Genomic DNA, 26,013 nt, shown 5'->3' on the forward strand with positions numbered 1-26,013 from the left:
GCACGAGCGCCCAGGGCACGTCGTCGACTCCGCGGCGGCGGGCGCCTCGCCCGCTGCACGTCAGGCGGGATTTGGCCGGCTGCGGTTGTTGAGCACGCCGTGGCTCTCCTCGAGGTAGCAGCTGCCACACAGCGACTCGTAGGTGACCTCTTCGCCGTCGATGGCCACCTGGTCTCCGTTGAAAACATAGACGCCGCCGATCTTGCGCCCGTTGAAGATGGCTTTGCGCCCGCAGCGGCAGATGGTTTTGAGCTCCTCGAGACTATGGGCGACCTCGAGCAGGCGGCGGCTTCCGGGAAAGGCGACGGTCTGAAAGTCCGTGCGAATGCCGTAAGCCAGTACCGGCACGTTCTCGAGAATCGCGATGCGCAGCAGGTCATCGACCTGGGTTTCGGTCAGAAACTGGGCTTCGTCGAGCAGCAGGGCGCTCACGTCCCGGCCGAACTGGTGGAGTACCTGGGCGCGGTGCTGCTGGAACAGGGCGTAGGCATCCGTTTCGGGGGTGAGTAAAAAATCGACCGCTCGAGTGACGCCCAAACGGGAGAGAATGCCGCGGTCGCCCTTGGTATCGACCGACGGCTTGGCGAGCAGCACGTGGTGCCCGCGTTCCTCATAGTTGTATGCCGCTTGCAGCATAGAAGTGCTTTTCCCGCTGTTCATGGCGCCGTATCGAAAGTACAGTTTCGCCATTATCTTGTGCCTTTGGTCTTGGTGAGGTGGCCACGTTCAGCGTCGAATTCTAGCGTGAGCAGCGGACGCCGGCTGGTGACCCGCACCCGGGTGAACACCGCGCGCAGCACGCTGAGGTACGGACGCAGGGCGCGGCGCCGCTGAAACGGCGGCAGGGAGATGCCGGCCTGGATGGTGATGGTGTCGGTGGCGCGGGAGCCGGCGTCAGTCGTACGCCGGGGCGTTCGCGGCATGGTGGCGGCGTACACCTGGTCCTGCGCACGGGCCTGGGCCCTGGCCTGGGCGGCGGCCTGCGTCTGGGCTGGGGTGACGATGTCGAGGGTTGTGGTGTCGGTGGCCGGCGTCGGGCGGGCCCCACGGTGACCGAAGGCCTGCGTGATTTGATCGGTGTCGGTGGGTGCAGCGCCGGATCCATCGATCTGTACGACGAGGCTCGTGGGGTCGAAGCCCTTGAGGGTGCAGAGCGCCACGATCACGGCTCCGACGGCGGCACGCTGGTCGGAGTCGAAGCCGGTCGCCCGGCGTTCCGGGTCGGCGATGACGCAGAGCGGGTTGAGGCCGTGCTCGGTGAGGCCGATGCGTTCGCGGTCGATGAGGTCGTCAAGCCAGGTGTGGTCGACCTCGGCGACGAGCACTCGGCGCACCTGAAAGGCGAGGGAGCGCGCGCGTTTGATGTCGGAGGCGGTGAGGGTTTGCCGCGCGAGAACGTCGGCCAAAAAGGGAAGCACATCGGCGCCGAGATTGGTCAGGCGATGGTCAACCACGGATTGCGCGAGGAGGCCGCGACTCTCTTCGGTGCGCGCTCGGATGGCGCGGCGGGCATCCGTTTGCCAGCGGTAAATGGAGTTGACGACCTGGCGCGAGTACGCGGCGGCGGCGAGGGTGGGCGCGAGTACCTGGGTCATGGCGATAATAACGAACAGCACGGGCGGTGTCTGGATTCCGAGGAACGGCGACTGGACGAGGGCCGTAACGCCGACCGTTACGGCGACTGAGACGCCGAGCAGGAGGATTTCCTTCCACGGCCGAAAGGGCGCGAGGGCGAGGAGCAGCAGGCCGAGGCCGATCGGGGCAAAGTCGTCCTGGATCATGCCGTTGAACTGCCAGGTGCTCGCCGCGGCGAGCAGGTGTGCCCCGACGCCGAGGGCCACGATCACGATGGCGCGGGTGCGGGTGAAGGGGGCCAGATCGGGGCGGGCTGACCAGACGAGCACGGCGGCCGCGATCATGAGGGCGGCGACGGCGGCCGCAGCGAGTTCGACGTTCTGGATCTCGTGCGGGCGCGAGATCGTTGCGACGACGGCGTAGGTCACGACGATGAGGGCAACGACCGGGGCGATCGGCCAGGCGGCGAGGCCTCCGATCGGGTCGAGGCGCTGCTGCGAAGCGGATGCCGGTGCGCGCGGCCGCCGCGGAGTGGGGGTGGCGCGGGTCATGGGGTGGGCCGCCTGGAGGCTGCGTTTGGGGTTTGGTTTGGGGTTTGTTTTTGCGCCGCGGGCACGGTTAGGCGCACGCTCGTGCCGGCACCGGGGCGGCTCCAGATGAGCACGGATCCGCCGAGCTGTTCGATGCGGCGCCGCACGGACTGCCGCAGACCCAGGCGGTCGGAAGCGGATTCCGACTCGGTGAAGCCGCGGCCGGCATCCGTTATGAGAAGTGAAATTGTGGTGAGGTCGGATTCGATGGCAACCTCGGCCGAAGCGACTCCGGCGTGCAGGATGACGTTGACGAGGCACTGTTGCAGGGCGAGACCGACGTCGCGGTCACTGTCGGCGTCGAGGCGGGCGAGGGCGTCGCGGTCGCCGGTGACCTCGACGACGAGTCCGCGGTCACGGCAGCGTTCGATGGTGATGTAGACGGCGCTGGACAGCCAGGAGTGGTTGGCGGTTGATTGCGCGGTCAGTGTGGGCTTCGGGGCTGTTGCACTGCGGGCGTCGATGTCGGTGAGCCAGTTCGTGTCGTGCAGGGTGGTCAGGGTGTCGTTCAGGCTCGCGCGCAGCCCCGGCGAGAGGGCGCCGGGCTCTTCGAGCGACAGGGCCACCAACTGGGCGACGGTCGTGTCGTTGAGCAGGGCGATGGCGCGGGTATCGAGGGCGTCGCGCAGCTGCCGGTTGGCGCCATCCTGGACCGCGCGGTGAATGGCGGGCTGGGCGGCGTTGCTCGCGCGCCGGTCGATGCCGGCGAGCACCATGACACCGACCAGCACGAGGTAGGTCGAGAGGGTGAACAGGTCGGGCCGATAGGGCACCGCAGTGCCGAGAATTGCCAGGAGCGCGGCGGCCTCGGCCAGGAGAAAGGCCGCGGTGCTCCAGAGCACGCCGGCGAGGGCGGTGGATCCGGCGCCGCCGACCATGACGAGCGCCATCTTGGGCAGGGCAACGAGGAACATATTCGACGCGGGAAATACGTCGGGAACGCCGAGCACGGTCAGGGTGAAAACATAGACGCCGAGGGTTCCCACGGCGAGAAAGGCGACGGCGAAGGCGATCCGGCGGTGCCGGGTGAAGAGCACGAGCAGGGCGCCCATGGCGACCACGACCACGGTGGTGATCCAGAGTTCGGGGCTGCGATTCAGGCTGAGGATGGCGACCGACACTGCCGCCGCCATGAGGCAGGTCAGCGCAAACCAGTGCGCGGCCCGGGCCAGGGCGCGCGCGAGCGTCAGCTGGACCAGATGGCCGGGTAACCCTAGAGACATATTTTCCCCCTGGTTCAGTATGCCACCGGCGTGGGGAGGGGTAGCGGGAGGGGGTAGCGGTATCCGCTCACCGGGCCCACCTCGGACACCGGGCCCAGGCTATCGTGGGCCCACTTTCCGAGCCCGGGTGGGGTTACGCGGCAGATCAGAACAGGGTGGGAGCCCGTTCGGGCGGGAGTTCGGCGGCGATCAGGGGCCGGGCGGCGGGGACGAACGTGGGGGTTGGGCGGGGGGCCGGCGGGGGCATCCGTTCTGGGGAGGCCGGCAGAGCGCTGGACCGCAGGCCGCCGGTGGCGGGGTCGACGACGCCGCGCTCGAGGCCGTGCGCGCGAATGAGCGGCTTGATGCGTGCGGCGAGCCAGGTGCGGTACTCCTTGGGCGCGTACTGGCCGCGGGCGTAGAGCTCCTGGTAGCGGCCGACGAGCTCGGGGTGCTCGCGGGCGAGCCACTGCAGGTACCAGTCCTTGACGGCGGGCTTGAGGTTGAGGCCGCTGTAGAGCACGCTCGTGGCGCCGGCCGCTTTGGCTTGCCGCAGGGCCTCATCGAGGTGGGCGCGGGTGTCAGTGAGGAACGGCAGAATCGGCATGAGGAAGACGCCGCAGTCGAGTCCGCGTTCGCGCACCGCGGTGACCGTGGCGAGGCGCGCCTTCGTGCTGGGAGTACCGGGCTCGACCGACTGCTGCAGATCGTCGTCATAGATTGCGATCGACATGGCCAGGTCGACAGGAACGTGCGCGCTCGCCTCGACGAGCAGGTCGAGGTCGCGGCGCAGCAGGGTGCCTTTGGTGAGAATGGAGAGGGGAGTGTTGCTGTCGGCGAGCGCCGCGATGATGCCGGGCATGAGCCGGTAGCGCCCCTCGACGCGCTGGTACGGGTCGGTGTTTGTGCCGAGGGCCACCGGGTGCCTCCCCCACGTAGGTTTCGCGAGCTCCTTTCTGAGCACCTCGGCCACGTTGACCTTCACGATGATCTCGCTGTCGAAATCTTTGCCGGCGTCGAGGTCGAGGTACTGGTGGGTGGGCCTTGCGAAGCAGTAGGTGCAAGCGTGCGAACAGCCACGATAGGGGTTGATCGTGTACCCGAACGGCAGCGCGCTCTGCCCGGGCACGTGGTTGAGGGCGGACTTGGCGAGGATCTCGTGAAAGGTGATTCCGGCGAACTCGGGCGTTTGCACGCTGCGCACGAGGTTGTTCAGGCGAGCGAGGCCGGGCAGCGCGCCGACCTGTTCGGCCTGTAGTTTCTGCCCACTCCACCGCATGATGCTAGTCGAACACAGGTTCTAGTGAATTGCAAGTGCTCTGCGAATCAGCCGGAGCAGGGCGGATGCAGTGGGCCGCGTCGTTCCCAGGTGGTCGTGTGCGCGCCTGGCGACACTCGTGGGGGAAGAAGGCACGTGATCTACCCTGCGCCCGCTTTCAAACACGGCCCGCGCAGGCCCGCGCCCGCTCGGTGCGGCGCGTACGACCCGCGGTACGGCATCAGCCTTCGCGCTGGGTGGAGCAAGTCGCAGTACTGTTTCCGGCATGCGAGCAGAGACGGCACGTGCATGACCCGGCTACGACGCAGCGACCCGACCCGGCCGGGATACACCCGGCGACGCTCGGGTACGGGGTTCAGCTACCGCGACCCCGCCGGGGACCGCGTCACCGAGAAAGAACTGCGCGAGCGGTTCGCAGCCCTGGCGATTCCGCCGGCGTGGACCGAGGTGTGGATCTCGTCGCACCCCAACGGGCACATCCAGGCGATCGGCATCGACGCGGCCGGGCGCCGCCAATACATCTACCATCCGGTCTGGCGGGAACAGAAGAACCGACTCAAGTTCGAACGTGCCCTGCAGCTGGCCGAATCGCTGCCGAGGGTGCGCGGCCAGGTCACGCGGGAACTGCGCGGAGACGGCCCGCCGCGCAGCCGAGCGCTCGCCGCGGCGTTTCGCATGCTCGACCTCGCCTCACTGCGCATCGGCAGCGAGCGCTACGCCGACACCTATGGCAGCCACGGGCTCTCGACCCTCCTCTGCTCGCACGTCGCGGTGCGCGGCGACGTGGTGCACCTGAATTTTCCGGCCAAGAGCGGGCAGCAATTTCAGGGCGTAATAACGGATGCGGACCTCGCGACCTATCTGCGCGCCCGGCTGCACGACCGCCCGGCCGCACCACTGCTCTCATGGGTGTTGGATGATGTGGAGGGCGCCGTCTCGGCCGCCGACATCAACGATTTCATCAAGGAACGCACCGGCGGCGAGTTCACCGCGAAAGACTTTCGCACCCTGCGGGGCACGGCCGCCGCCGCGCAGAGCCTGGCGCAGAGCCTGGCGCAGAGCCTGGCAGCCGGGACCCAGCCGGCGGCGTCCGCTGCGCTGTTTGCTGCACCGGCCTCGTCTGGTGCACGGGCGTCTGCGGCTGCGCCGGCCTCGTCTGGTGCACGGGCGGCGTCCGCTGCCCGGCCGCCGCGTGCGGCGACGCGCAGCCGTCGCGACGACGACCGCGCCATTGCCGAAGCGATGCGGCAGGCCGCTGATGTTCTCGGCAACACGCCGGCGATCGCGCGCACGAGTTACGTTGATCCGCGAATTGTCGACCTGTTTCGCGCGGGTGAAACCGTTGACCCCGCGGGCCGAGTCTCGGTCGAAACAGCGCTGCGCGCGCTCCTCCTCGGCGAGGGAGCGTAAATGTTACTGAATGTCATCCGTTCGGGGTATAACTTGTATGCCGCCCAGCCGGGGCGTTTGCTGTCGCCGTTTAGAAAGGTATGCCCGTGACCCACGACTCTGACCCCATTGAAGAGCCCCCACTCGACGCTCCTGATACCGGATCGACGCCCGTTGTACCCAGCTCACCCAGCAATCCCGACCAGCTCGTCGGACCGGACGGCCCCGACGGCCCGGCCGAGGAACACACCGGCTCGGCCGTTCCGGTCGCCAGCGCGAGCACCGGGCCCGATGGGCCCGCCCCCAGCCAGGAGGGATCGACACCCGGAGAAGCCGCCGTGGCGACCCCGGCAGACTCAGACAGCGACACCGAAGACGACCAAGACAACCTCGACAACGAGGCGAATCTCGACGATATCGATCCCGCCGACAACCCGTCGAACCCCGATCTGGGCGGCCACGACCGGGCCGAAGAAGACCCGCCCCGCACCGAACCCACCACATAACCCATAGGAGTCCCCCATGAAAGGCAAATTACTGTTCCTCGCCGGCATCGCGACGGGCTTCGTGCTCGGATCCAAGGCTGGCCGCCAGGCCTACGACCGCATCAGCGCGAAAGCTCACGGGCTGTGGGGCGACCCCGCCACGCAGAAGGTCATCTCGCAGGCCGAGTCCATCGCCCGCGACGCTGCATCCGTGGCACAGACCACGGTGAGCGATCTGCTGGACCGCACCGAGGCATCCATCAAGAAAGAGCGCAGAACCAACCCCACAACGGATGCCGAAAGCTACGAAATATAGGCGACCGCGCGGCGCCAACATTCCGGCTGATGCGCCCGGCGCGGGGTGTCGGCTGCGGAGTATCGGCTAGTTCGTGACGCGTGCGCCGGACTGGGCAACTGGCGTCGCATAGGGCGTGACGCGTGATACGGCCGGCTTGCTGGGCCGCGGTATCGAGCCAGGCCTTGTGCCCGATGTTGGCGCACCCCGAGCGAGAAAGCTCGCCTGTGCCCGGTCGAACGACGAGTAGAACCACCTCGTGGTGAGCACGCCAAGCTTGGTCACCTCATAGGCGTCTCCGCTTTGCTGGATGACTCCGAGCAGAGCGGCCGGGTCGCCGTCAAGAAACTGCTGATCTCGCACCAACCATTCCGTCGGTGTGAGCTGAAGGATACCGAGCTGCGATACGCGCAGATTCTCCGCATCCGAAACGCCATTGTTCGGGTTCACTTGCCGCCTCCGGGCCGCTTTGGGCCTTAAGTAAACATCCGCTAACTGCCGCATTCAAGGGGTTGACAGGACCCTCATACCGAACTTCGATGGCGCTCCGCGTCAATCGCCGCTGAGGACGGCGGGCGCCGCAACCTCCCCCGGCAGGCCAGCAACCGGCCCGACCGGGGGTTAGTTCAAAAAATCCATCGGACGGCCAGACCCGAGCCGCCAAATTCCAGGTTGGCCGAGGCCCTCTCCCGGCAAATTTCCTGAACTGGCCACGCACGACCTCCGGAAACCGGCGCCGAGCCTCGAGTACTAGTTGCTGAGGTGCAGAACCTCGGCGGTCGCAGCGAGCGAGGCAGCAGCAGCTGCCGGATCGTCGGACAACTTGGTGCCGTAACTCGGGATCATCTGGCGGATGCGCGGCTTCCAGCCCTCAATGCGGTCGGGGAAGCAGCGGGCCAGCAGGTCCACCATGATCGGCGCGGCCGTGGAAGCTCCCGGCGAGGCGCCGAGCAGGCCGGCGATCGAGCCGTCGGACGAGGTGATGACCTCGGTGCCGAACTGCAGCACTCCCCCGAGCTTGGCATCTTTCTTCATCACCTGTACACGCTGGCCGGCCGTGATGAGCTCCCAGTCGTCGGAGACCGCGGCGGGAATGAATTCGCGCAGGGCCTTGAACTTGGCGTTGCGCGACGCGAACACCTCGCCGATCAGGTATTTCATGAGGTCGAAGTTGTGGCGAGCGACGGCGAGCATCGGGCCGAGATTGTGCGCACGAATAGAGAATGGCAGGTCGAACCAGGTGCTGGTCTTCAGGAACTTCGGGCTGAAACCGGCGTACGGGCCGAACAGGAGCGACATTTCGCCATCGACCACGCGGGTGTCGAGGTGCGGCACCGACATGGGCGGGGCGCCCTTGGCCGCCTTACCGTACACCTTGGCCTGGTGCTGGGCGACGAGCTTCGGGTTGGTGGTGCGCAGAAACTGGCCACTGATCGGGAAGCCACCGAAGCCCTTGACTTCGGGGATTCCGCTCTGCTGCAGCAGCGCGAGGGCACCACCGCCGGCACCGACGAAGACGAAGCGGGCGTTGATGGCGCTGCGGGTCTGCCCGACGTGGCGCAGCAGCTTGAGGTTCCACGTGCCATCCGCTTTGTGTTTCAGACCGACGACCTGCTCGTTCATGTGCATCGTGACCCCCTGCGTTTCGAGGTTCTCGAACAGAAAGTGGGTGAGCGCGCCGAAGTCGATGTCGGTGCCGCTGACGATGCGCGTGGCGGCGATCTTCTGGCCGGCCGGGCGCTTGCGGGTGAGCAGCGGGGTCCAGGTGCCGATCTTCTCGACGTTGTCGCTGAACTCCATGCCAGCGAACAACGGCTCGGTGGCGAGCACGGCGTGACGCTTGCGCAGGTACTCCACGTTGGCTTTGCCGTGAACGAAGGTCATGTGCGGGGTGGAATTGATGAACTTGTTCGGCTCCGGCAGGGCGCCGATGGTGACGAGGTGCGCCCACAGCTGCCGGCTGATCTGGAACTGCTCATTGATGACGACGGCCTTGTCGGCGGTGACAGAACCGTCGGGCGCCTGCGGCATGTAGTTGAGCTCGCACAGTCCGGCATGGCCGGTGCCGGCGTTGTTCCACGGGTTCGAGCTCTCCTGAGCCAGTTCGCCGAGGCGCTCGTACACCTCGATACGCCAGTTGGGCTGCAGCTCCTTCAGGAGCGTGCCGAGGGTGGCACTCATGATGCCGCCACCAATGAGGACTACGTCAACGGTTCCCTGAGAATTCACACTATAGAGTGTATCGCTGCGAGCGGATTCGCCTGACCGCGGGAGGCCTTGCGCCTCTCGATGCGACTCACCACGATTGCCGTGACGTCGTCGGTCGCCACCAGGCTGGCCTTGCTCATGAGCTCTGCGACCGCGGCCTGAGGGGTTCCCCGCCGGGCGCTTCGAGCGGATGCCCAGCGTAGAAACGGATGTGAGGTTGACCGGCAACGAGCGCACGATCGGGAAAACTCGGGTCGTTGAGGGCATCCTGCACCGGATCCGGCGTGGCACTGCCAGCATCACTCTTTTATCGAAAAAACTCCCACACAGACCCAAAAGCCGTTACCCAAAAGTGAGAAGTTTCTCGGAATTCCGAGTACTTTTCGGAATCGGTTGGTGGCCACTCCCATTCGCTCCTTGTCGACTCCGCGCGCCGGGGATACCGAGTAGATGGGGTCAGAAAACGCCGAACAGGGCGTCGCCGTCATCATCGAAAAAATGACGCCGACATTCGCAACCTGCTCGAGGCCGTTCTCACCCGGGCCGGGTTTGAGACGTTCGCCACGAGCACTGGCCTCGACGGCATCGCCGCGGTGGTGCCCTTGCCGGGAGCCGATTCGAACCACGGCTCGCCGCCCGTGCCGGCGGCAGATGACCCGGCTGATCTCAGTCCGAGGCTGTGCCGTGAATACTCGACCCTTGCGCCGAATCGGCGCGGTAGAACCATGATCCAGTTCTTGTCGAGGTACCGCCACGGCACCCCACCGCAACCCCGGTGGAGACGAAGACGATGAGAATGCCGGCCAGAAACAGCTGGTTGGTGAAAAGCTGAATGTCGAGCAGCCCGGACACGGCGACCAGAAGAAGGGTCGACGAACCGACCAGCAGCTGGGAGAGAAAAAGGGATCGTTCAACCCGACACTGGTGTGCACGGTCTGGTCGGCAGCGGCGTCGGATCATGACGGCGCGACCGCGGCGTGCGCCGTGGGCGTCGCCGGCACTGGCAGCACGGCCTTCGCCCCGAATTCATCGAGCCGGTCGACGGTCTCGGTGAACCCCTGGGGCACACCAAAATGAAAACCCTGGGCGCTGCGAATGCCGAGCCGAGCCAGCTGCTCCGCCATGTGGGCGTTCTCGACGCCCTCGACAATCATTGAATATTCCAGCTTGTCTCCAAAACTCTGCAGCGCGGTGAGCACCTCGCGCTGGCGGATGTCGGCGAGGTCGTCGACCAGACTGCGATCGATCTTGAGGATGTCCATCGGCACCCGCACGAGCGAATCGACCGAAGAATCTTCGGAGCCGTAGTCATCGAGGGCGATCAGAATGCCGAGGTCGCGCAGTCGGTTGGTTTGCGCACGAATCTGCGCGGACACGCGCACGGCCGAGCGCTCGTTGAGCTCGAGGCAGAGCGTGATCTCGGGGAAGCGATTGTTCAGGTCTTCCGCGAACGTGCCGAGCCGTTCCGGCGCAAGCTGTCCGGCCTCGACATTTACGGTCATACAGACAATGCCGGGTTCGACCAGACGAAACTCGGCCGCCGCGGCCATGGCCTGCTCGGCAATCTGCCGGGTCAGTTTGTCGAACCGGCCCAGGCTTTTGGCGGTCTCCACCAGCGATGGCGGCGAGATCGTGCCCAGTTCCGGGTCGACGTAGCGCAGCAGCGCCTCAAACGCCCAGATGCGGCCGGTGATGAGGCTGACGATCGGCTGATAGGCCAGTGGCAGCCGGTTTTCGTCGATGGCGCGGGCGACCGTGGCGTTGAACTGCGAGGGCCGGTGACCCGACACGTTGATGCTGGCCACGCCGTCCATGCTGCCGCGGCGGCGGTTTTTCTTGACCATGAGCATGCTGTGGTCGGCGTCGTGAACGAGAGAGGCGACATCCGTTTCAACGAGGGCGGAGAACGCGAGGCCCATGCTGATTCTCGGGGTGATGGTGTCGGCGCCGATGTTGAGCGGCACAGCGGATGCCGCCAGGACCGTCTCGGCGATGGCTTTGGCTTCGTCCAGGGTCGCCAATCGGGTGAGGATGATGACGAATTCGTCACCGCCGACCCGCGCGACGACGTCGTGTGGACGTACCGATTGGCACAGCCGCTGGCCGAGCGCCCGCAGCACCTCATCGCCGGCCTGATGCCCGTAGGTGTCGTTCAGTCGTTTGAATCCGTCGAGGTCCAGGAACAGCACGGCGATGGCTTCCGCGTCGCTGCGGGTGCTGTTGATGGTGTCGAGCGCCTCCTGAAAGGCACCGTAGTTGTGCAGACCGGTGAGCGGATCGGTGTTGGCCCGCGCGGTGAGGCCTGCCACGTTCTGCCGGGCCTGCACCGCCAATTCGGCGGTGGCCGCGAGGGCTTGCAGCGCGCGGCGGTCAAGCCCGGAGAACGCGCCGTCCATCGGGTCGCGGCGGGCGACGAGAAACTGTGGCTCACCGGGAGTGAAACTGACCGCCACGCCGATAGCTCCGGCCTCGGCCGGGCGGGTCTGCACGACAATCGACTGCACGCCGACCGCGCTGGCCGCCGCTGCACAGAGAGCGTCGGCAAGGCTGTCCACGCTGTGGATGGCGCTCAGACTGCTGCTGCCGACCACGAGGCCGTTCAGTCGACGTCGCATGTCCCACACCGTACGCAGAACGATCACAAACAGCGCCACCATGAAACTTCCCAGCAGCGTGCCGACGGCGGTATCGATGCGGGTGAGGCCCGAACCGGGCAGGGGCAGGCCGACGTCGGCCCAGTACGCCGAGAACATGGTCAACGCCGCAACGCCGACCAGCAGCAAGCCGAGGCGCACCGCCGAGATGAGCGGTCGGCCGCCGATATCGGCGGGGGCATTGATCAGGCGCACCCGCAGCACTTCGAGGGACAACACGAACAGGACATACCCGGCGGATGCCACTGCGACCGCCGGCAGCACGGCCAGGCCGACCTGGCCGAGGAACCACGCGATGAGGAAATAGACCATGCAGCTGACGCCCACGAGGCCCGCGCTGTACACGGACACCCCGATGCGGCGGGACTCCACGAGTAACGCCGCCAGGACTCCGAACATCACGACGCCGATGATGGCCTGAACGGGGAGCACGGGGACGAGCGCGGGAACAGCCAGAACCGGCACGCTGATGGCGGGCGCGCGATGCGGCACACTGCCCAGCCCAATCCACGCTATTTCGAGGGCGGCGACGCACAGAATTCCGCACAGCGCCGCAGCGACTCTGCTGCCCGGATCAGCAAGAACCATGGTGAATGCACCAGGAATAAACACCAGCCCCACGGCCGTGAACACGACAAAGGAGACGCGCTGCAGCACGCCCAACACCCCACTTCGGCTCACGAATTCACAGCATACGCGAACTGAACCCAATAAGGGCATGTGGGTACGTTCTGATTCCAATCAGCAGTGACACTGGCGCGGTTCGGGCAAAGAGGCAGCGCGGCTCAGCGCGGCGGCGCGGCTCAGCGACTGGTTGACGCGGTTAGGCGACGACGAGGTCGGCGGCAATGAGCTCCGCGATCTGCACGGCGTTCAACGCGGCGCCCTTGCGCAGGTTGTCGTTGCTGATGAAGAGGGCCAGGCCACGGCCATCCGCTACGCCTTCGTCTTGTCGGATGCGACCGACGAAGCTTGCGTCCTGCCCGGCCGCCTGGAGCGGAGTGGGAATATCGGTCAGTTCGACGCCGGGGGCGGTTGTGAGCAACTCCTGGGCGCGGGCGACGCTGATCGGCTTCGCGAACTCGACGTTGATCGAGAGAGAGTGGCCGGTGAACACGGGAACGCGCACGCAGGTTCCGGAGACGAGCAGCTCGGGCAGGCCGAGAATCTTGCGGCTCTCGTTGCGCAGCTTCTTCTCTTCGTCGGTTTCGAACTGGCCGTCGTCGACGATGGAACCGGCCAGCGGGATCACATCGAACGCGATCGGGCGGGCGTAGATGGTGGGCTCGGGCAGGGCGACCGCGCTGCCGTCGTGCACGAGCTGGAACAGGTTCTCGTCTTGCGCGGCAACGCGCACCTGGCTGGCCAGTTCGAACGCGCCGGCCAGCCCACTGCCCGAGACCGCCTGGTAGGTGCTGACGATGAGTCGTTTGAGGCCGGCTTCGTCGTGCAGGACCTTGAGCACCGGCATGGCGGCCATGGTGGTGCAGTTCGGGTTGGCGATGATGCCCTTGACGGCCTGCTTGATGGCTTCCGGGTTGACCTCGCTCACGACGAGGGGAACATCCGGGTCCATGCGCCAGCCCGAGGAGTTGTCGACGACGAGCGCGCCGGCGGCGGCGAAACGGGGGGCCTGCGCCTTGGAGAGCGTGGCACCGGCCGAGAAGATGGCGACGTCGAGCCCGGTCGGATCAGCGACCGAGGCGTCTTCGACCGTGATCTGCTCGCCCTTGAAGGCGAGGGTGGTGCCGGCCGAGCGGGCCGAGGCAAAGAAACGAATGCTCTTGACCGGAAAGTCACGCTCCTCGAGCAGGCGACGCACCACGGCGCCGACCTGCCCGGTGGCTCCGACGACGCCGATATGGATGCCGGCTGTGCTGGCTGAGTTGGTCACGTATGTTTCCTAACGTCGTTCGAGGCTGTCCGCAGTGGCTCATTCAGAAAAAGTCGGCAGATGTGCGCGTATTTCGGCCCCCGAGCGGATGTTCGAGGTCGATTTGCGGAATTAGCCACCGGGAGCAGTGATGCCGAGGTGGTGTGGGCGGGTGGAGCGGGTGGAGCTAGCGGCCGGAGCCGCCTTGCACGACGGCTTCGATCTCGCCGTCGAGCCCGAATGCGGTGTGCACCACGCGAAGGGCTTCGTTGATGGTGTCGGCGCGGGTGACGACCGAGATGCGAATTTCACTCGTGGAGATCATTTCGATGTTGATTCCGGCTTCGTAGAGCGCCTCGAACAGCTTCGCCGAGACGCCGGTATTGGTGCGCATGCCGCCGCCGACCAGGGCGAGCTTGGCGATCTGGTCGTCGTACTGCAGGCTCGTGAAGCCGATGAGCTCCCGCTCGTTGGTCAGCGCGGTGAGCACCTGCTGGCCTTCCGACTTGGGGAGCGTGAAGGAGATGTCGGTGAGCCCGGTGGCGGCAGCGGACACGTTCTGCACGATCATGTCGACGTTGGCGTTGGTGCGCGCGACGATCTTGAAGATGAGCGCGGCCTTGCCGGGAATGTCGGGCACGCCGACCACGGTGACCTTCGCCTCGCTCAGGTCAGCGGCGATTCCGGCGATGATTGGCTCTTCCACGATTTCTCCATTTTCTCGCGCGGTCGCGGCGTTGTACACGATGGTGCCAATGTTGTTGTTGAACGAGGAGCGCACGTGCAGCGTGACGCCGTGGCGGCGAGCATATTCCACAGCGCGAATATACAGAACTTTGGCGCCCGCGGCGGCCAGTTCCAGCATCTCCTCGCTCGTGACGCGATCGAGTTTACGGGCGCGAGGCACGACGCGCGGGTCGGCGGTGAAGACGCCATCGACATCCGTGTAAATCTCGCAAATGTCGGCGCCGAGCGCGGCAGCGAGGGCGACGGCGGTGGTGTCGGAGCCGCCGCGGCCGAGAGTGGTGATGTCCCTGGTGTCGCGGTTGAAGCCCTGGAAGCCCGCGACGATGGCGACGGCACCCTCGTCGAGGGCCGAGCGGATGCGTCCGGGCGTGACGTCGACGATACGCGCCGAGCCGTGGCGGGCATCCGTGATCATGCCGGCCTGGCTGCCGGTGAAGGAGCGGGCGTCGTAACCGAGACTCTTGATCGCCATCGCGAGCAAAGCCATCGAGATGCGCTCGCCGGCGGTGAGCAGCATGTCAAGCTCGCGCGGGGCGGGCAGCGGGGTGACTTGGTGGGCAAGGTCGAGCAGCTCGTCAGTGCTGTCGCCCATCGCCGAGACGGCGACGACAACCTCGTTGCCGGCCTTGCGTGTGTCGACGATGCGCTTGGCGACCCGCTTGATACTTTCGGCATCGGCGACGGACGACCCGCCAAACTTCTGCACGATCAAGCTCATATGACTCCTGAGATGGGGGTGAACGGGCTGGGGTGCGCGCCACGTCCAAGTTCCCATCCTAAATGCTGGTGCTCACGAGTGCCCACATGTGACGCCGTGCGGCGGTGGGGGTGGGTGGTTCGTGGGAGCGGATGAGGCCACCCACTCGCCGGGCCCGGAACGCATGTGGGCGGGGGCGGGGCTGACTAGTGGGTGACCTCGCGTCGGCCCTCGAAAGCGCGTCCGAGGGTGACCTCATCGGCATACTCGAGGTCCCCACCGACCGGCAGCCCGGAGGCGAGACGGGTTACCTTGATCTCGAGAGTCGTCAGCAGGCGGGAGAGGTAGGTGGCCGTAGCCTCCCCCTCCAGGTTCGGGTCGGTCGCGATGATCACCTCTTGTACGGTGTTGTCGGCGAGGCGCTGCATCAGCTGACGGATACTCAGGTCGTCGGGGCCGACGCCGTCGATCGGACTGATGGCTCCGCCGAGCACGTGATAGAGGCCCTTGAACTCGCGGGTACGTTCGATCGCGACGACGTCCTTGGCCTCCTCCACCACGCAGATCGAGGTGGGATTACGACGCGGATCGCGGCAGATGAGGCACGTCGGTTGCTCGGACACATTGCCACAGATCTCACAGAAGCGCACCTTGTCGCGCACTTCAAGCAGCACGTTGGCGAGCCGGGTCACGTCGAACTTCTCGGTCTGCAGAATGTGGAACGCGATGCGCTGCGCCGACTTCGGGCCGATACCGGGAAGCTGGCCGAGTTCGTCGATCAGTTCCTGAACGATGCCTTCATACATGGTCTAGTGGTCGTTTCTGGTTCGGGGCGCCGCGGTGTACGGCTGTTCTTCGATGAAGGTGGCACCGAGAATCTCGCGCACGACGGCCTCGCCGTAGCGCTGCTTCTCGGCGAAGGACGGCGCGCGCGCGGGGTCTTTCGTGGTGCCGCGCTGGCCGGAAGCGTTCGGATGCCGGCGCGGGGTCGGCGCACTCTGCTGGCCAGGGTCCTGCTGGCCAGGGCTCTGCTGGCCAGGGCTCTGCTGGCCAGGGTCCTGCTGGCCAGGGTCCTGCTGGCCAGGGTTCTGGCTGCCCGCATGTGGCTGGGGTTCGTCCCGCGGCTGTTCGCCCTGCCCCGGGCTCGCCTGCACAGCGGATACCTCCTGGTGCGACACGTAGGTCGGCACGCGTTCCTCGGCGGGAGCATCCATCTCGGGCGGCGCATCATCATCGAAAGGCGGAGGTACGTCGTCGAACGGCGGTTCGTCTTGGCCCTGCGACGGGGCGGAAGGCATGAAAGATCGCCCGAACGACGATTCAGACGCTGGCGACGAGACCGGAATGGCGGCAGCGCTCGGTAGCGGCTGCTCAGAAGTGGCGGGGGTTGAGGCATCAGCTGCAACGTCGGCCACAGCCGGCAACGCCGGACCGTTGGGCGAACCGGGGATAGCCACGGTGGCCCATCCGCTGGTGGCTGGAGCAACCGGCGACGCACCTGCCGTCGCTGCTTCCCGCCTCGCTCCGGAGGGGACCATTGACGTCGGCGCGGGTGCATCGGGCGCGGGCGATTTCGCTGTGCCGTGAATCTGCTGGGTGGATGCAGGTGCAGACACGATAGGTGCAGACGCAGCCGGTGCGGCTTTAGTCGTTTCTGGCTCGGCGGCCGCTGGCGCAGGCTCCGCGGTGACGGTCGACGAGTCAGCCGAGGAGGCGCTGGCGAGGGACGGCTCGCGGTCGGCGTCGACCCGCGCGATGAACTTGACCCGCAGGCCGAGCACGGCGACGATCGCGGTGCGCAAGAAGTCACTGGTTCCCATTCCGGGAACCTTCTGCTGCTTAAAGCTGTCGACGTCGGCCTGGCTCGGGAACGAGAGCGCGAGCACATCACCGTTCAGGCCAAGCACGTGCGCGGTGTAGACGACGAGCCACGCAGTGGTCTTCTCGTTCTGCACGGCTTCGAGAATCTCGGGCCAGGCGTCTTTCAGCTGCTGCAGCGAGACCGGAGCCCCGAGGACCACGGCTGGTCGGGCAGCCTGCTTTCCCGGGATGGTCGTCTCGACACGCTCGACCACCGAAGAGGGTGGGGTCGCGGAGGTAACTTCAGGGGCGGAGCGAACTTCAGGGGCGGAGGGAACTTCAGGGGCGGAGGGTGCGCCGGCTGAGAAGGGTGCGCCGGCTGAGAAGGGTGTGCCCGCTGCGGGCGTACCCGGCGCCGCCGTGACTCCGTCGACTCCGATGCGACGCTCGAGTCGTTCGACCCGGGCGAGGGCGCCGCGCGTCGTGTCGTCGGTTGCAGGAATGAGGGCGCGGGCGATCATGAGTTCGAGGTGCAGGCGCGGCGAGGTGGCCCCGCTCATCTCGGTGAGCGCGGCGTTCAGAATGTCGGCGGTGCGCGAGAGTTCGGCCGGCCCGAAAGCGGCGGCCTGCACGCTCATGCGCTCCAGCTCGTCTTGCGGCACGCCGCGCAGCACGGCCGCGGCTCCCGCAACGCTCGTAGCCGCGACGATGATGAGGTCGCGCATGCGCTCCAGCAGGTCTTCGACGAAGCGGCGCGGATCTTGCCCGGTCTGAATGACCCGGTCAACCGCGTCGAACGCGGCAGCGGAATCGCGGGTGCCGATGGCCTCAACGGCTTCGTCGAGCAGGGAAGCGCTCGTGTAGCCGAGCAGCGCAACGGCGCGCTCGTACTCAATGGACTGCCCATCGGACCCGGCCATGAGCTGGTCGAGCAGCGACAGGGTGTCGCGCGGCGAGCCTCCGCCGGCGCGTACAACGAGCGGCAGCACACCCGGGGCGACGACCATCTTCTCGGTGTCGCACATGTGCTGCACGTATTCGAGCATCGGCCCCGGCGGCACCAGCCGGAACGGATAGTGATGCGTGCGCGAGCGGATGGTGCCGATCACCTTTTCGGGTTCGGTGGTCGCGAAGATGAACTTCACGTGTTCCGGCGGCTCTTCGACGATCTTGAGCAGCGCGTTGAAGCCCTGCGGTGTGACCATGTGTGCCTCGTCAAGGATGAAGATTTTGTAGCGGTCGCGGGCGGGCGCGAAAATGGCACGCTCGCGAATATCGCGGGCATCGTCGACGCCGTTGTGGCTCGCCGCATCGATCTCGACAACGTCGAGGGAACCGCCGCCGTTGCGGGCGAGCTCGACACAGCTCGGGCAGACGCCGCACGGAGTGTCGGTGGGACCCTCGGCACAGTTCAGGCAGCGGGCCAGGATGCGCGCGCTCGTGGTTTTACTGCAACCGCGTGGACCGCTGAACAGATAGGCGTGATTCACCCGGTTCGTGCGGAGCGCCGTCATTAGCGGATCGGTCACTTGGGACTGGCCGATCATCTCGGCAAAGGTCTCTGGCCGGTAGCGGCGATACAGGGCGGTAACCACGTTCTCAATGGTACTTGCCCGCACCGACACTCGCCCGCTTCGTTCCGGGCGCACAATGCCATTCCCTCGCGCGCATCCGCACGTAAAACCGGTAGATCGGAGACGCGCCGTTCAAACACGGCCCGGGATGCGGCGCGTCGCGATTCTGACCGGCATTGCCTGCAGCGGATGAGTCCTCCCCCACCAGGCGAGGCATCCGCTTGTACCCAGATTTGCCCACCGTCCCACGGTTTAGGTGCGGATCTAGCATCCTCTCGGTATGCGTCCCCTTCAGGTTGTTTGCTCGCTCGGTCACGTCGCCACCACCGACGAGCTCTTTCAGAGTGGAGTGAGCGCCCGTGAAATTCGCGCCGCTGTGCAATCGGGCTGCATCGCTCGCGCCGCCCGCGGTATCTACGTCTGCGAGCATGCCGATGCCGAGCAGCGTCAAGCCGGTGCACTGCATGCCCAGATCGCCTGCGTCAGTGCCGCGCACCGCTTCGGAGTCTGGTCGGGCCTGGACTCCGCACTTCACCTCATGCGTCCAGCGGATGCGCGCGGCGGCGGAGCGATCACCCGCCCGGGTATGGACTCAAGCGGGCGTGCCCTGCATTTTCACGGAGCACGGCCGCGGTTCGGAAACCCGGGAAAGTCGTGGGTGGTCGACCCCATCGAAGCAGTCTGGCAGGCCATCCATTGCCTCGATGAAGAAAACGCTATCGCCTGTCTGGAATCTGCCCTGCATCTCAAGTTCCTCACGGTCGCCCAGATGCGCAGACTCTGCCTGCACGCGCCCGCACGACTTCAGCCGGGCATACGGGAGATGGAGAACACCTCCGACTCCGGGCTCGAAACTATTACTCGGCGACGGCTTCGACATCACGGCTATACCGTCGTGGGGCAAGGACGGATTGGTTCGGGCACGAACTCGATCTATGAGGATCTCGTCGTTGAAGATTGCGTCGCGCTCGAGATCGACGGCAGGCAGTGGCACGGAGCGGCGAAGCTCGGCTCTGACTACGACCGAGATCTGATGGTCGAGGGTCTGGGTCGGCGAACCCTACGTTTGTCGTATCGACACATCATGTTCGATTGGCAAACGACCCTCGCGACGATCGAACGCACGGTCACTGACGCACAGTGGGTCCGCAATCGCCATCGCGGTAGTCCAATGCGGGGCCAAAACGAGCCGTGGTGGTGAGCCGTGAACGCAAGACCGGCAGCATTCGCGACACGCCGAGATTGATACTCGTTCGGCACAGCGTGTCGCAGACTTACCGGCACTACGTACCGGCTCGGCCCGAGAAGGAGCGGGCTAACGCACCGTCTTGAGGGTCTGGCGGGCGATCTCCAGCTCCTCGTTGGTCGGAATGACGAGCACGGTGACCGCGGAGTCGTCGGCGCTGATGACGCGGGCGCCTCGGTCGGCGGCGGCGTTGCGCACCGGGTCGATGCGGATTCCCAGTGCTTCCAGCCCGGCGAGGGCGCGCTCGCGCACGAGCGGCGCGTTCTCGCCGACACCGGCGGTGAACGAGATCACGTCGACCCGGCCGAGCTGCGCGTAATACGCCCCGACATAGCCCTTGATCCGGTGCACGTACACGTCGATCGCGAGCTGCGATGGCCCGTCACCGGCGGCCGCGGCCACGATCACATCGCGCATGTCGCCACGCCCGGTCAGGCCGAGCAGTCCGCTGCCGCGGTTGAGCATGGTGTCGAGTTCAGGAAAGTCGAGTCCGGCACGGCGATTCAGGTGAAACAGCACGCCCGGGTCAATGTCGCCGGAACGTGTGCCCATGACCAGCCCCTCCAGCGGGGTCATGCCCATACTGGTCTCGACCGAACGACCCCCCTCGACCGCACACGCCGACCCGCCGTTGCCGAGGTGCAACACGATCTGGTTGAGATCCTCGACCGGTCGCTGCAGAAAGTTGGCCACCTCGTGCGCGACAAAGCCGTGGCTGGTGCCATGAAAACCATAACGACGGATGCGAAACCGCTCGGCCAGGTCAGCGTTGATCGCGTAGGTGAACGCTTCGGGCGGCAGGGTCTGGTGAAAGGCGGTGTCGAAAATGGCCACGTGCGGAACGTCGGCGAACGCCTCCACGGCTGCGACGATGCCCTGCAGCGCGCCCGGATTGTGCAGCGGCGCGAGCCCGGACAGCTCGTTGATGTCACGCTCGACCTGCGGCGTGACCAGGGTCGGCTGGTGAAAGCGTGCCCCGCCGTGCACGACGCGGTGCCCGACGGCGACCGGCGCATGCATGGCGAGCGACGGACCGTGGGTCGCGAACGCTTCGAGCATGACGGCGAAGCCGGCCGTGTGATCGGGAATGGGCAGCTCACGGTTCCACTTTCGATCAGCGGATGCCGGAACGCGCGTCTCCGACGCCGCCTCGGCCGCCGACGCCGTCGCCCCGGCGATGGAGTGCACGGAAGCGCCGACGACCTCGCCGATGCGCTCGACCAGACCGCTCGCGAGGGTGATCTCGTTGTCCATTTCGATCAGCTGGTACTTGAACGAGCTCGAGCCGGAATTGACGACCAGAACGGCGGTCATCGGGTGGCACCGGCCGGCGTCGCGTCCACGGCGGCGAGCGGTGACGACGCACGGGTCAGCCCGGCCGCCTGAATGGCCGTGATCGCGACGGTGTTCACGATGTCCTGCACGAGGGCGCCGCGCGACAGGTCGTTGATCGCCCTGCGCAGGCCCTGCAGCACGGGGCCGATCGCGACGGCGCCGGCGCTGCGCTGCACCGCCTTATAGGTGTTGTTGCCGGTGTTCAGGTCGGGAAATATGAACACGGTGGCGCGGCCCGCCACGCTGGAACCGGGCATCTTTGTGGCCGCGACGGCGGCATCCGCTGCTGCATCGTACTGGATGGGGCCCTCGACCAGCAGGTCGGGACGCCGCTCACGTACGAGGGCTGTGGCGGTGCGCACCTTTTCGACGTCGGCGCCCTCGCCGGAGGATCCGGTCGAATACGACAGCATGGCGATGCGCGGCTCGATGCCGAACTGCACCGCCGTCGCAGCGGCCGAGATGGCGATGTCGGCAAGCTGCTCAGCCGTTGGCACCGGAATGACGGCACAGTCGCCGTAGACGAGCACGCGGTCGGCGAGCGCCATGAGGAACACGCTGGACACCACGCCGACGCCTCCTTGCGTCTTGATGATCTCGAAGCTCGGCCGAATGGTGTGCGCGGTCGTGTGGGTGGCACCGGAGACCATGCCGTCGGCGAGCCCCTGCTGCACCATCATGGTGCCGAAGTAGCTCACGTCGGTGACGGTCTCGTTGGCCTGGTCGAGCGTGATGCCCTTGTGGGCGCGCAGCTGCAGGTACTCCTGCGCGAACTTCAGGCGCAGCAGGTCGTCGTACGGGCTCACGACGTGGGCTTTGGAAATGTCGAGGCCGAGGCCGATGGCGCGCGAGCGCACCTCGAATTCCTCACCAAGAATGGTCAGCTCGACCACATCACGGGCCAGCAGCGTGGCGGCGGCGCGCAGCACGCGGTCGTCTTCACCCTCGGGCAGCACGATGTGTTGGCGGTTCTTTCGAGCCCGTTCCAGCAGCGCGTACTCGAACATGAGCGGGGTGACGACCTCGGTCGGGCTCACGTCGAGCCGGTCGAGCAGCGCGGCCGCGTCGACGTGCGTCTCGAACAGGGCCAGCGCGGTGTCGTGCTTGCGCTGCGAGTCGGCGGCGAGGCGGCCACGGGTGCGGGTAATGCGCATGGCCGTGTCATAGGAGCCGAGCGGGGTCATGATGATCGGCAACGAGGGCGCGAGGCCCTCCATCAGCCGCTGGATCGAGTCGGGCAGCTCGAAGCCGCCATTGAGCACGATGCCGGCGATCGACGGGAACGTCGCGGAGGCGTTGGCGAGCAGCACGGCCAGCAGCACGTCCTCGCGGTCGCCCGGCACGACGACGACAGCGCCGTCGATCAGGCGCGGGAGCACGTTGACCATCGACATCGCGGCCACGACGACGCCGAGCGCCTCGCGCGCCAGCAACGCCGGGTCGCCCTTGATCAGGGTGCCCTCGGTCGCCTCCATGATGCTCTGCATGCTCGGGGCGACGAGGTAGGGGTCTTCGGGAATCGCCCAGATCGGCACACCGAACGCACCGCCCGAGCGCGCCGGCTGGGCGTTGGTGGTGGCGCGCACAGCGTCAATGATCTCGGCCAGAGCGCACTCGTCGGCGCGGTTGACAATGATCGCCAAAATGGAGGCGTGTTCGTCGCGCAGTTCCGCCAGCGCGACGTCGGTCTGCTGGCCGATGTCCGCGGCGGAACGGGCGTCGCTCTGACCGAGGCGTTCGCCCTCGCCCGGGCCGACCCGGCCGCCGAGTACGAGCAGCACGGGGGCGCCGAGGTTCGCGGCGATGCGCGCGTTGAAGGCGAGTTCGGTGGGGCTGCCGACGTCGGTGTAGTCACTGCCAATGACGACAACCGTGTCACAGTTGGCTTCGAGCGCCTTGTAGCGCGCAACGATGTGGGCCAGGGCGGCGTCGGGGTCGGTGTTGACGTCGTCGTAGCTAACACCGATGCTCTGCTCGTAAGTCTGCCCGGTCGCGGCTCCGGGGCCGGCATTGGCCGTGAGGTGTCGCAGCAGAAGCTCGACGACGTAGTCGGGTTCGGTCGCGGTGCGGGCCACCGGACGGAACACGCCGACCCGCTCCACCAGGTGGGTGAGCGTGTCGAGCACGCCGAGCGCGATCGAGGATTTGCCGGTATTTCCTTCGGCGCTGGTGATATAGATGCTTCGAGCCACGGTGTCCATTCAAGCTTATTCGGGTTGGGAGAGTGTCGGGCGGGCCTTACACGTCAGTCACGACCCGGCGAGATCGGGTCGAGGTCGGTGCCGCTAGACATTGTCGCTGCCGGTCTCGGCCGCGGCGGGGGCGGTATCCCGTGTCGACCAGGACCAGTCGCTGACGAACGGCAGGTCTTCGCCGTGGTCGCGGGTGTATTGGCGCGCGGCCAGTCGGGAGTCCTGCATGCGCTGTCGAAGCAGACCGGCGCGGGCGGCGAGGCCGGGGGTGCGGTCGATGACATCCATGACGAGGTGATACCGGTCGAGGTCGTTGAGCATGACCATGTCGAACGGGGTCGTCGTGGTGCCGATCTCCTTGTAGCCGCGGGCGTGCAGATTCTCGTGGCCGTGGCGCTTGTAGGTAAGCCGGTGGATCAGCCAGGGATAGCCGTGATAGGCGAAAATGATGGGCTTGTCGGGCGTGAACACGGCGTCGAAGGCGCTGTCGCTCAGGCCGTGCGGGTGGTCGTCCTCGGACTGCAGCCGCATGAGGTCGACGACGTTCACGACCCGCACCTTGAGGTCGGGCAGGTTTTCGCGCAGAATCTCGGCGGCGGCGAGCACCTCGAGCGTCGGCACGTCACCGGCGGCGGCGAGCACGACATCGGGGGCGAGGCCGGGCCCCTCGGTGCCGGCCCAGTCGAAGATGCCGAGGCCTCGGGTGCAGTGCGCGACGGCCTCTTCCATGGTGAGCAGGTTCGGCGCGGGCTGCTTGCCGGCGACGACCACGTTGACATAGTTGACGCTGCGCAGGCAGTGGTCGTAGGTGCTCAGCAGCGTGTTCGCGTCAAACGGCAGATACACCCGCACGACATCGGCGCTCTTGTTGACGACGTGGTCGATGAACCCCGGGTCCTGGTGGCTGAACCCGTTGTGATCCTGCCGCCAGACGTGCGAGCTCAGCAGGTAGTTGAGGCTCGCGATCGGCGCTCGCCACGGAATATCGGCGGTCACCTTGAGCCACTTGGCGTGCTGGTTGAACATCGAATCGACAATGTGAATGAACGCCTCGTAGCAGTTGAACAGCCCGTGCCGCCCGGTGAGCAGGTAGCCTTCCAACCAGCCCTGACACTGGTGCTCACTGAGCATCTCCATGACACGGCCGGCCCGGGCAAGGTTCGTGTCGCCGGGCTTCATTTCGGCGTCCCACTGCTTGGCGGTCACCTCGTAGACCGCCGGGGCCAGCCGGTTCGAGGCGGTTTCGTCCGGCCCGAAGATGCGAAAGTTGTCAGGATTCAAGCGGATGACCTCGGCCAGATAGCCGCCGAGCACTCGCGTGGCCTCGTTCAACGTTGCGCCGGGGGTGGGCACGTCGACGGCAAAATCGCGAAAATCGGGCAGATGCAGGTCGCGGCGGAGCAGTCCGCCGTTGGCGATCGGGTTGGCGCTCATGCGCAGATCGCCGCGCGGGACGAGGGCTCGGATCTGTGCCACAGGAGCACCCTGTTGGTCGAACAGTTCTGCGGGACGGTAGGAGAGCATCCACTCTTCGAGCAGGGCAGTGTGGGCCGGGGTGTCGCGGGCGTTGGCGAGCGGAACCTGGTGCGCACGCCAGGTGTTCTCGACCTGCACGCCGTCGATAGTGGCGGGGCAGGTCCAGCCTTTGGGAGTGCGGAGGATGATCATGGGCCAGCGCGGGCGGGCGAAATCTTCGTTGTTGGCTGCGGCCACAGCCGCTGCCGCCTTGATGTCGGCGATCTGGTTGAGTACCAGGTCGAGGGTGTCGGCCATGCGGGCGTGCACGAGCAGCGGGTCTTCGCCGTCGAAGCCGCCGGAGACTACATGAGGAGTATGACCGTAGCCGCGCATGAGGTCGAGCAGCTCGTCTTCGGGGATACGCGCGAGCACGGTGGGGTTGGCAATCTTGTACCCGTTGAGGTGCAAGATGGGCAGCACGACGCCGTCCTGCAGAGGATCGATGAACTTGTTCGAGTGCCAGCTGGTGGCGAGTGGACCGGTTTCGGCCTCGCCGTCACCGACGACCGCGGCCACGAGCAGGTTCGGGTTGTCGAACGCGGCCCCGTAGGCGTGGCTGAGCGCGTAGCCGAGTTCGCCGCCCTCGTGGATGGATCCGGGCAGCTCGGGCGAGGCGTGGCTGGGGATGCCGCCGGGAAAGGAAAACTGGCGAAACAGCTTCTGCACGCCGTGGGCGTTCTGCTCGATGTCGGCATAAACCTCGGTGTAGGTGCCGTCGAGGTAGGCGTTGGCGACCATGCCGGGGCCGCCGTGGCCGGGACCGGTGATGTAGATGGTGCTCTGACCGCGCTCCTGGATGGCCCGGTTGAGGTGCGCGTAGAGAAAGTTGAGGCCGGGCGTGGTGCCCCAGTGGCCGAGCAGCCGCGGCTTGACGTGGTCGCGAGTGAGTGGCTCTTTCAGCAGCGCGTTGCCGAGCAGGTAGATCTGGCCGACGGCGAGGTAATTCGCGGCCCGCCACCAGGCGTCGATGCTCGCGAGGGCCTCGGCGCTGAGGGGTTTCGGCGCTCGAGAAGGCCAGGTCATGGTTCCGGAATCGTCGATCATCGGTCCTCCGCTTTGTCGCACGGCGACACAGCCGCGCTTCTTCCATCCTATTGAGCCGCGCCAATGGGCAAAGTGCCAAAGGTCCCGACTCCCGGGTACTCGGCTCAATGGGGGTCAGGATCCTGTCACGAATTTACCCCCTCTCGCAGAACAGAGGGGAGAGAAAAGACTCCTCGCGCACCTCGGTACCGGGGCACAGCCCCGGTTACCCGTGCTGTGGGGGAGAGAAAAGACTCCTCGCGCACCTCGGTACAGGGGCACAGCCCCGGTTACCCGTGCTGTGGGGGAGAGAAAAGACTCCTCGCGCACC

The 26,013-nt window shown here is 66.4% G+C and carries 19 protein-coding genes; 4 read left to right on the forward strand and 15 right to left on the reverse strand.

Features of this window, described 5'->3' with window-relative positions; genetic code table 11:
- Positions 1-60: 60 nt before the first annotated feature.
- The 4 genes from LH475_RS06460 to LH475_RS06475 all read right to left on the reverse strand — a co-directional run bounded on the left by LH475_RS06460 (position 61) and on the right by LH475_RS06475 (position 4,646).
- Complete coding sequence (locus LH475_RS06460) at positions 61-690, reverse strand: thymidine kinase (RefSeq protein WP_196844834.1); 630 nt, start codon at positions 688-690, stop codon at positions 61-63.
- Positions 690-2,126: a hypothetical protein gene (locus tag LH475_RS06465; protein ID WP_297413142.1), complete on the reverse strand. Its 1,437-nt coding sequence runs from the start codon at positions 2,124-2,126 to the stop codon at positions 690-692. The genes LH475_RS06460 and LH475_RS06465 overlap by 1 nt, the downstream gene beginning before the upstream one ends.
- Entirely contained in the window at positions 2,123-3,388 is a 1,266-nt protein-coding gene (locus LH475_RS06470) for an ATP-binding protein (protein WP_196844836.1), read from the reverse strand. The genes LH475_RS06465 and LH475_RS06470 overlap by 4 nt, the downstream gene beginning before the upstream one ends.
- A gap of 145 nt (positions 3,389-3,533) precedes the next feature.
- Positions 3,534-4,646: an Rv2578c family radical SAM protein gene (locus tag LH475_RS06475; RefSeq protein ID WP_297413143.1), complete on the reverse strand. Its 1,113-nt coding sequence runs from the start codon at positions 4,644-4,646 to the stop codon at positions 3,534-3,536.
- A 288-nt stretch (positions 4,647-4,934) separates the two neighbouring features.
- On the opposite strand from LH475_RS06475, the gene LH475_RS06480 reads away from it, so the two are divergent.
- The 3 genes from LH475_RS06480 (at position 4,935) to LH475_RS06490 (ending at position 6,836) form a co-directional block, all read left to right on the forward strand.
- Positions 4,935-6,056: a DNA topoisomerase IB gene (locus LH475_RS06480; protein WP_297413144.1), complete on the forward strand. Its 1,122-nt coding sequence runs from the start codon at positions 4,935-4,937 to the stop codon at positions 6,054-6,056.
- Positions 6,057-6,142: 86 nt separating this feature from the next.
- Positions 6,143-6,541 carry a hypothetical protein gene (locus LH475_RS06485; RefSeq protein ID WP_297413145.1) on the forward strand — a complete coding sequence of 133 codons (399 nt, stop codon included), beginning with the start codon at positions 6,143-6,145 and terminating at the stop codon, positions 6,539-6,541.
- Between the two features lie 16 nt (positions 6,542-6,557).
- Entirely contained in the window at positions 6,558-6,836 is a 279-nt protein-coding gene (locus LH475_RS06490; protein WP_196844840.1) for a hypothetical protein, read from the forward strand.
- A 66-nt stretch (positions 6,837-6,902) separates the two neighbouring features.
- Here the strand turns inward: LH475_RS06490 and LH475_RS06495 are convergent, their stop codons facing one another.
- From LH475_RS06495 to LH475_RS06530, 8 genes are all read right to left on the reverse strand, one after another.
- Complete coding sequence (locus LH475_RS06495) at positions 6,903-7,265, reverse strand: hypothetical protein (RefSeq protein WP_196844841.1); 363 nt, start codon at positions 7,263-7,265, stop codon at positions 6,903-6,905.
- Positions 7,266-7,565: 300 nt separating this feature from the next.
- On the reverse strand, positions 7,566-9,044 hold the full coding sequence (locus LH475_RS06500) for a malate:quinone oxidoreductase (protein WP_297413146.1): 1,479 nt from the start codon (positions 9,042-9,044) through the stop codon (positions 7,566-7,568).
- 645 nt (positions 9,045-9,689) lie between these two features.
- Entirely contained in the window at positions 9,690-9,983 is a 294-nt protein-coding gene (locus tag LH475_RS06505; protein ID WP_196844843.1) for a hypothetical protein, read from the reverse strand.
- Positions 9,980-12,358, reverse strand: coding sequence for an EAL domain-containing protein (locus LH475_RS06510; protein WP_297413147.1), 2,379 nt, complete (start codon positions 12,356-12,358; stop codon positions 9,980-9,982). The genes LH475_RS06505 and LH475_RS06510 overlap by 4 nt, the downstream gene beginning before the upstream one ends.
- Positions 12,359-12,500: 142 nt before the next feature.
- A complete protein-coding gene (locus LH475_RS06515) occupies positions 12,501-13,571 on the reverse strand; it encodes an aspartate-semialdehyde dehydrogenase (protein ID WP_196844845.1) in 1,071 nt (356 codons plus the stop codon).
- 166 nt (positions 13,572-13,737) lie between these two features.
- Positions 13,738-15,015: an aspartate kinase gene (locus tag LH475_RS06520; protein ID WP_196844846.1), complete on the reverse strand. Its 1,278-nt coding sequence runs from the start codon at positions 15,013-15,015 to the stop codon at positions 13,738-13,740.
- A gap of 185 nt (positions 15,016-15,200) precedes the next feature.
- Complete coding sequence (gene recR, locus LH475_RS06525) at positions 15,201-15,800, reverse strand: recombination mediator RecR (protein WP_196844847.1); 600 nt, start codon at positions 15,798-15,800, stop codon at positions 15,201-15,203.
- A gap of 3 nt (positions 15,801-15,803) precedes the next feature.
- Positions 15,804-18,389: a DNA polymerase III subunit gamma and tau gene (locus tag LH475_RS06530; protein ID WP_297413150.1), complete on the reverse strand. Its 2,586-nt coding sequence runs from the start codon at positions 18,387-18,389 to the stop codon at positions 15,804-15,806.
- A 259-nt stretch (positions 18,390-18,648) separates the two neighbouring features.
- Here LH475_RS06530 and LH475_RS06535 point away from each other — a divergent pair, with 259 nt between their 5' ends.
- Entirely contained in the window at positions 18,649-19,569 is a 921-nt protein-coding gene (locus LH475_RS06535; RefSeq protein ID WP_196844849.1) for a type IV toxin-antitoxin system AbiEi family antitoxin domain-containing protein, read from the forward strand.
- 114 nt (positions 19,570-19,683) lie between these two features.
- On the opposite strand, the gene LH475_RS06540 is transcribed toward LH475_RS06535, so the two are convergent.
- From LH475_RS06540 to LH475_RS06550, 3 genes are all read right to left on the reverse strand, one after another.
- Positions 19,684-20,928: an acetate kinase gene (locus LH475_RS06540; RefSeq protein WP_297413148.1), complete on the reverse strand. Its 1,245-nt coding sequence runs from the start codon at positions 20,926-20,928 to the stop codon at positions 19,684-19,686.
- Positions 20,925-23,141, reverse strand: coding sequence for a phosphate acetyltransferase (pta, locus tag LH475_RS06545; protein WP_196844851.1), 2,217 nt, complete (start codon positions 23,139-23,141; stop codon positions 20,925-20,927). The genes LH475_RS06540 and pta overlap by 4 nt, the downstream gene beginning before the upstream one ends.
- Before the next feature lie 93 nt (positions 23,142-23,234).
- Positions 23,235-25,682, reverse strand: a complete 2,448-nt coding sequence (locus tag LH475_RS06550; RefSeq protein WP_297413151.1) for a phosphoketolase — start codon at positions 25,680-25,682, stop codon at positions 23,235-23,237.
- Positions 25,683-26,013: the final 331 nt, after the last annotated feature.

The sequence above is a fragment of the Cryobacterium sp. genome (genome assembly GCF_026786305.1).
Taxonomy (GTDB): domain Bacteria; phylum Actinomycetota; class Actinomycetes; order Actinomycetales; family Microbacteriaceae; genus Cryobacterium.

Bases quoted from the DNA above. Each gene is read 5' to 3' on its own strand.
- LH475_RS06505 (WP_196844843.1), bottom strand. From the start codon at position 9,983: ATGATCCGACGCCGCTGCCGACCAGACCGTGCACACCAGTGTCGGGTT.
- LH475_RS06540 (WP_297413148.1), bottom strand. From the start codon at position 20,928: ATGACCGCCGTTCTGGTCGTCAATTCCGGCTCGAGCTCGTTCAAGTAC.
- LH475_RS06460 (WP_196844834.1), bottom strand. From the start codon at position 690: ATGGCGAAACTGTACTTTCGATACGGCGCCATGAACAGCGGGAAAAGC.
- LH475_RS06490 (WP_196844840.1), top strand. From the start codon at position 6,558: ATGAAAGGCAAATTACTGTTCCTCGCCGGCATCGCGACGGGCTTCGTG.
- LH475_RS06465 (WP_297413142.1), bottom strand. From the start codon at position 2,126: ATGACCCGCGCCACCCCCACTCCGCGGCGGCCGCGCGCACCGGCATCC.
- LH475_RS06470 (WP_196844836.1), bottom strand. From the start codon at position 3,388: ATGTCTCTAGGGTTACCCGGCCATCTGGTCCAGCTGACGCTCGCGCGC.
- LH475_RS06475 (WP_297413143.1), bottom strand. From the start codon at position 4,646: ATGCGGTGGAGTGGGCAGAAACTACAGGCCGAACAGGTCGGCGCGCTG.
- LH475_RS06480 (WP_297413144.1), top strand. From the start codon at position 4,935: ATGACCCGGCTACGACGCAGCGACCCGACCCGGCCGGGATACACCCGG.
- LH475_RS06520 (WP_196844846.1), bottom strand. From the start codon at position 15,015: ATGAGCTTGATCGTGCAGAAGTTTGGCGGGTCGTCCGTCGCCGATGCC.
- recR (WP_196844847.1), bottom strand. From the start codon at position 15,800: ATGTATGAAGGCATCGTTCAGGAACTGATCGACGAACTCGGCCAGCTT.
- LH475_RS06535 (WP_196844849.1), top strand. From the start codon at position 18,649: ATGCGTCCCCTTCAGGTTGTTTGCTCGCTCGGTCACGTCGCCACCACC.
- LH475_RS06550 (WP_297413151.1), bottom strand. From the start codon at position 25,682: ATGACCTGGCCTTCTCGAGCGCCGAAACCCCTCAGCGCCGAGGCCCTC.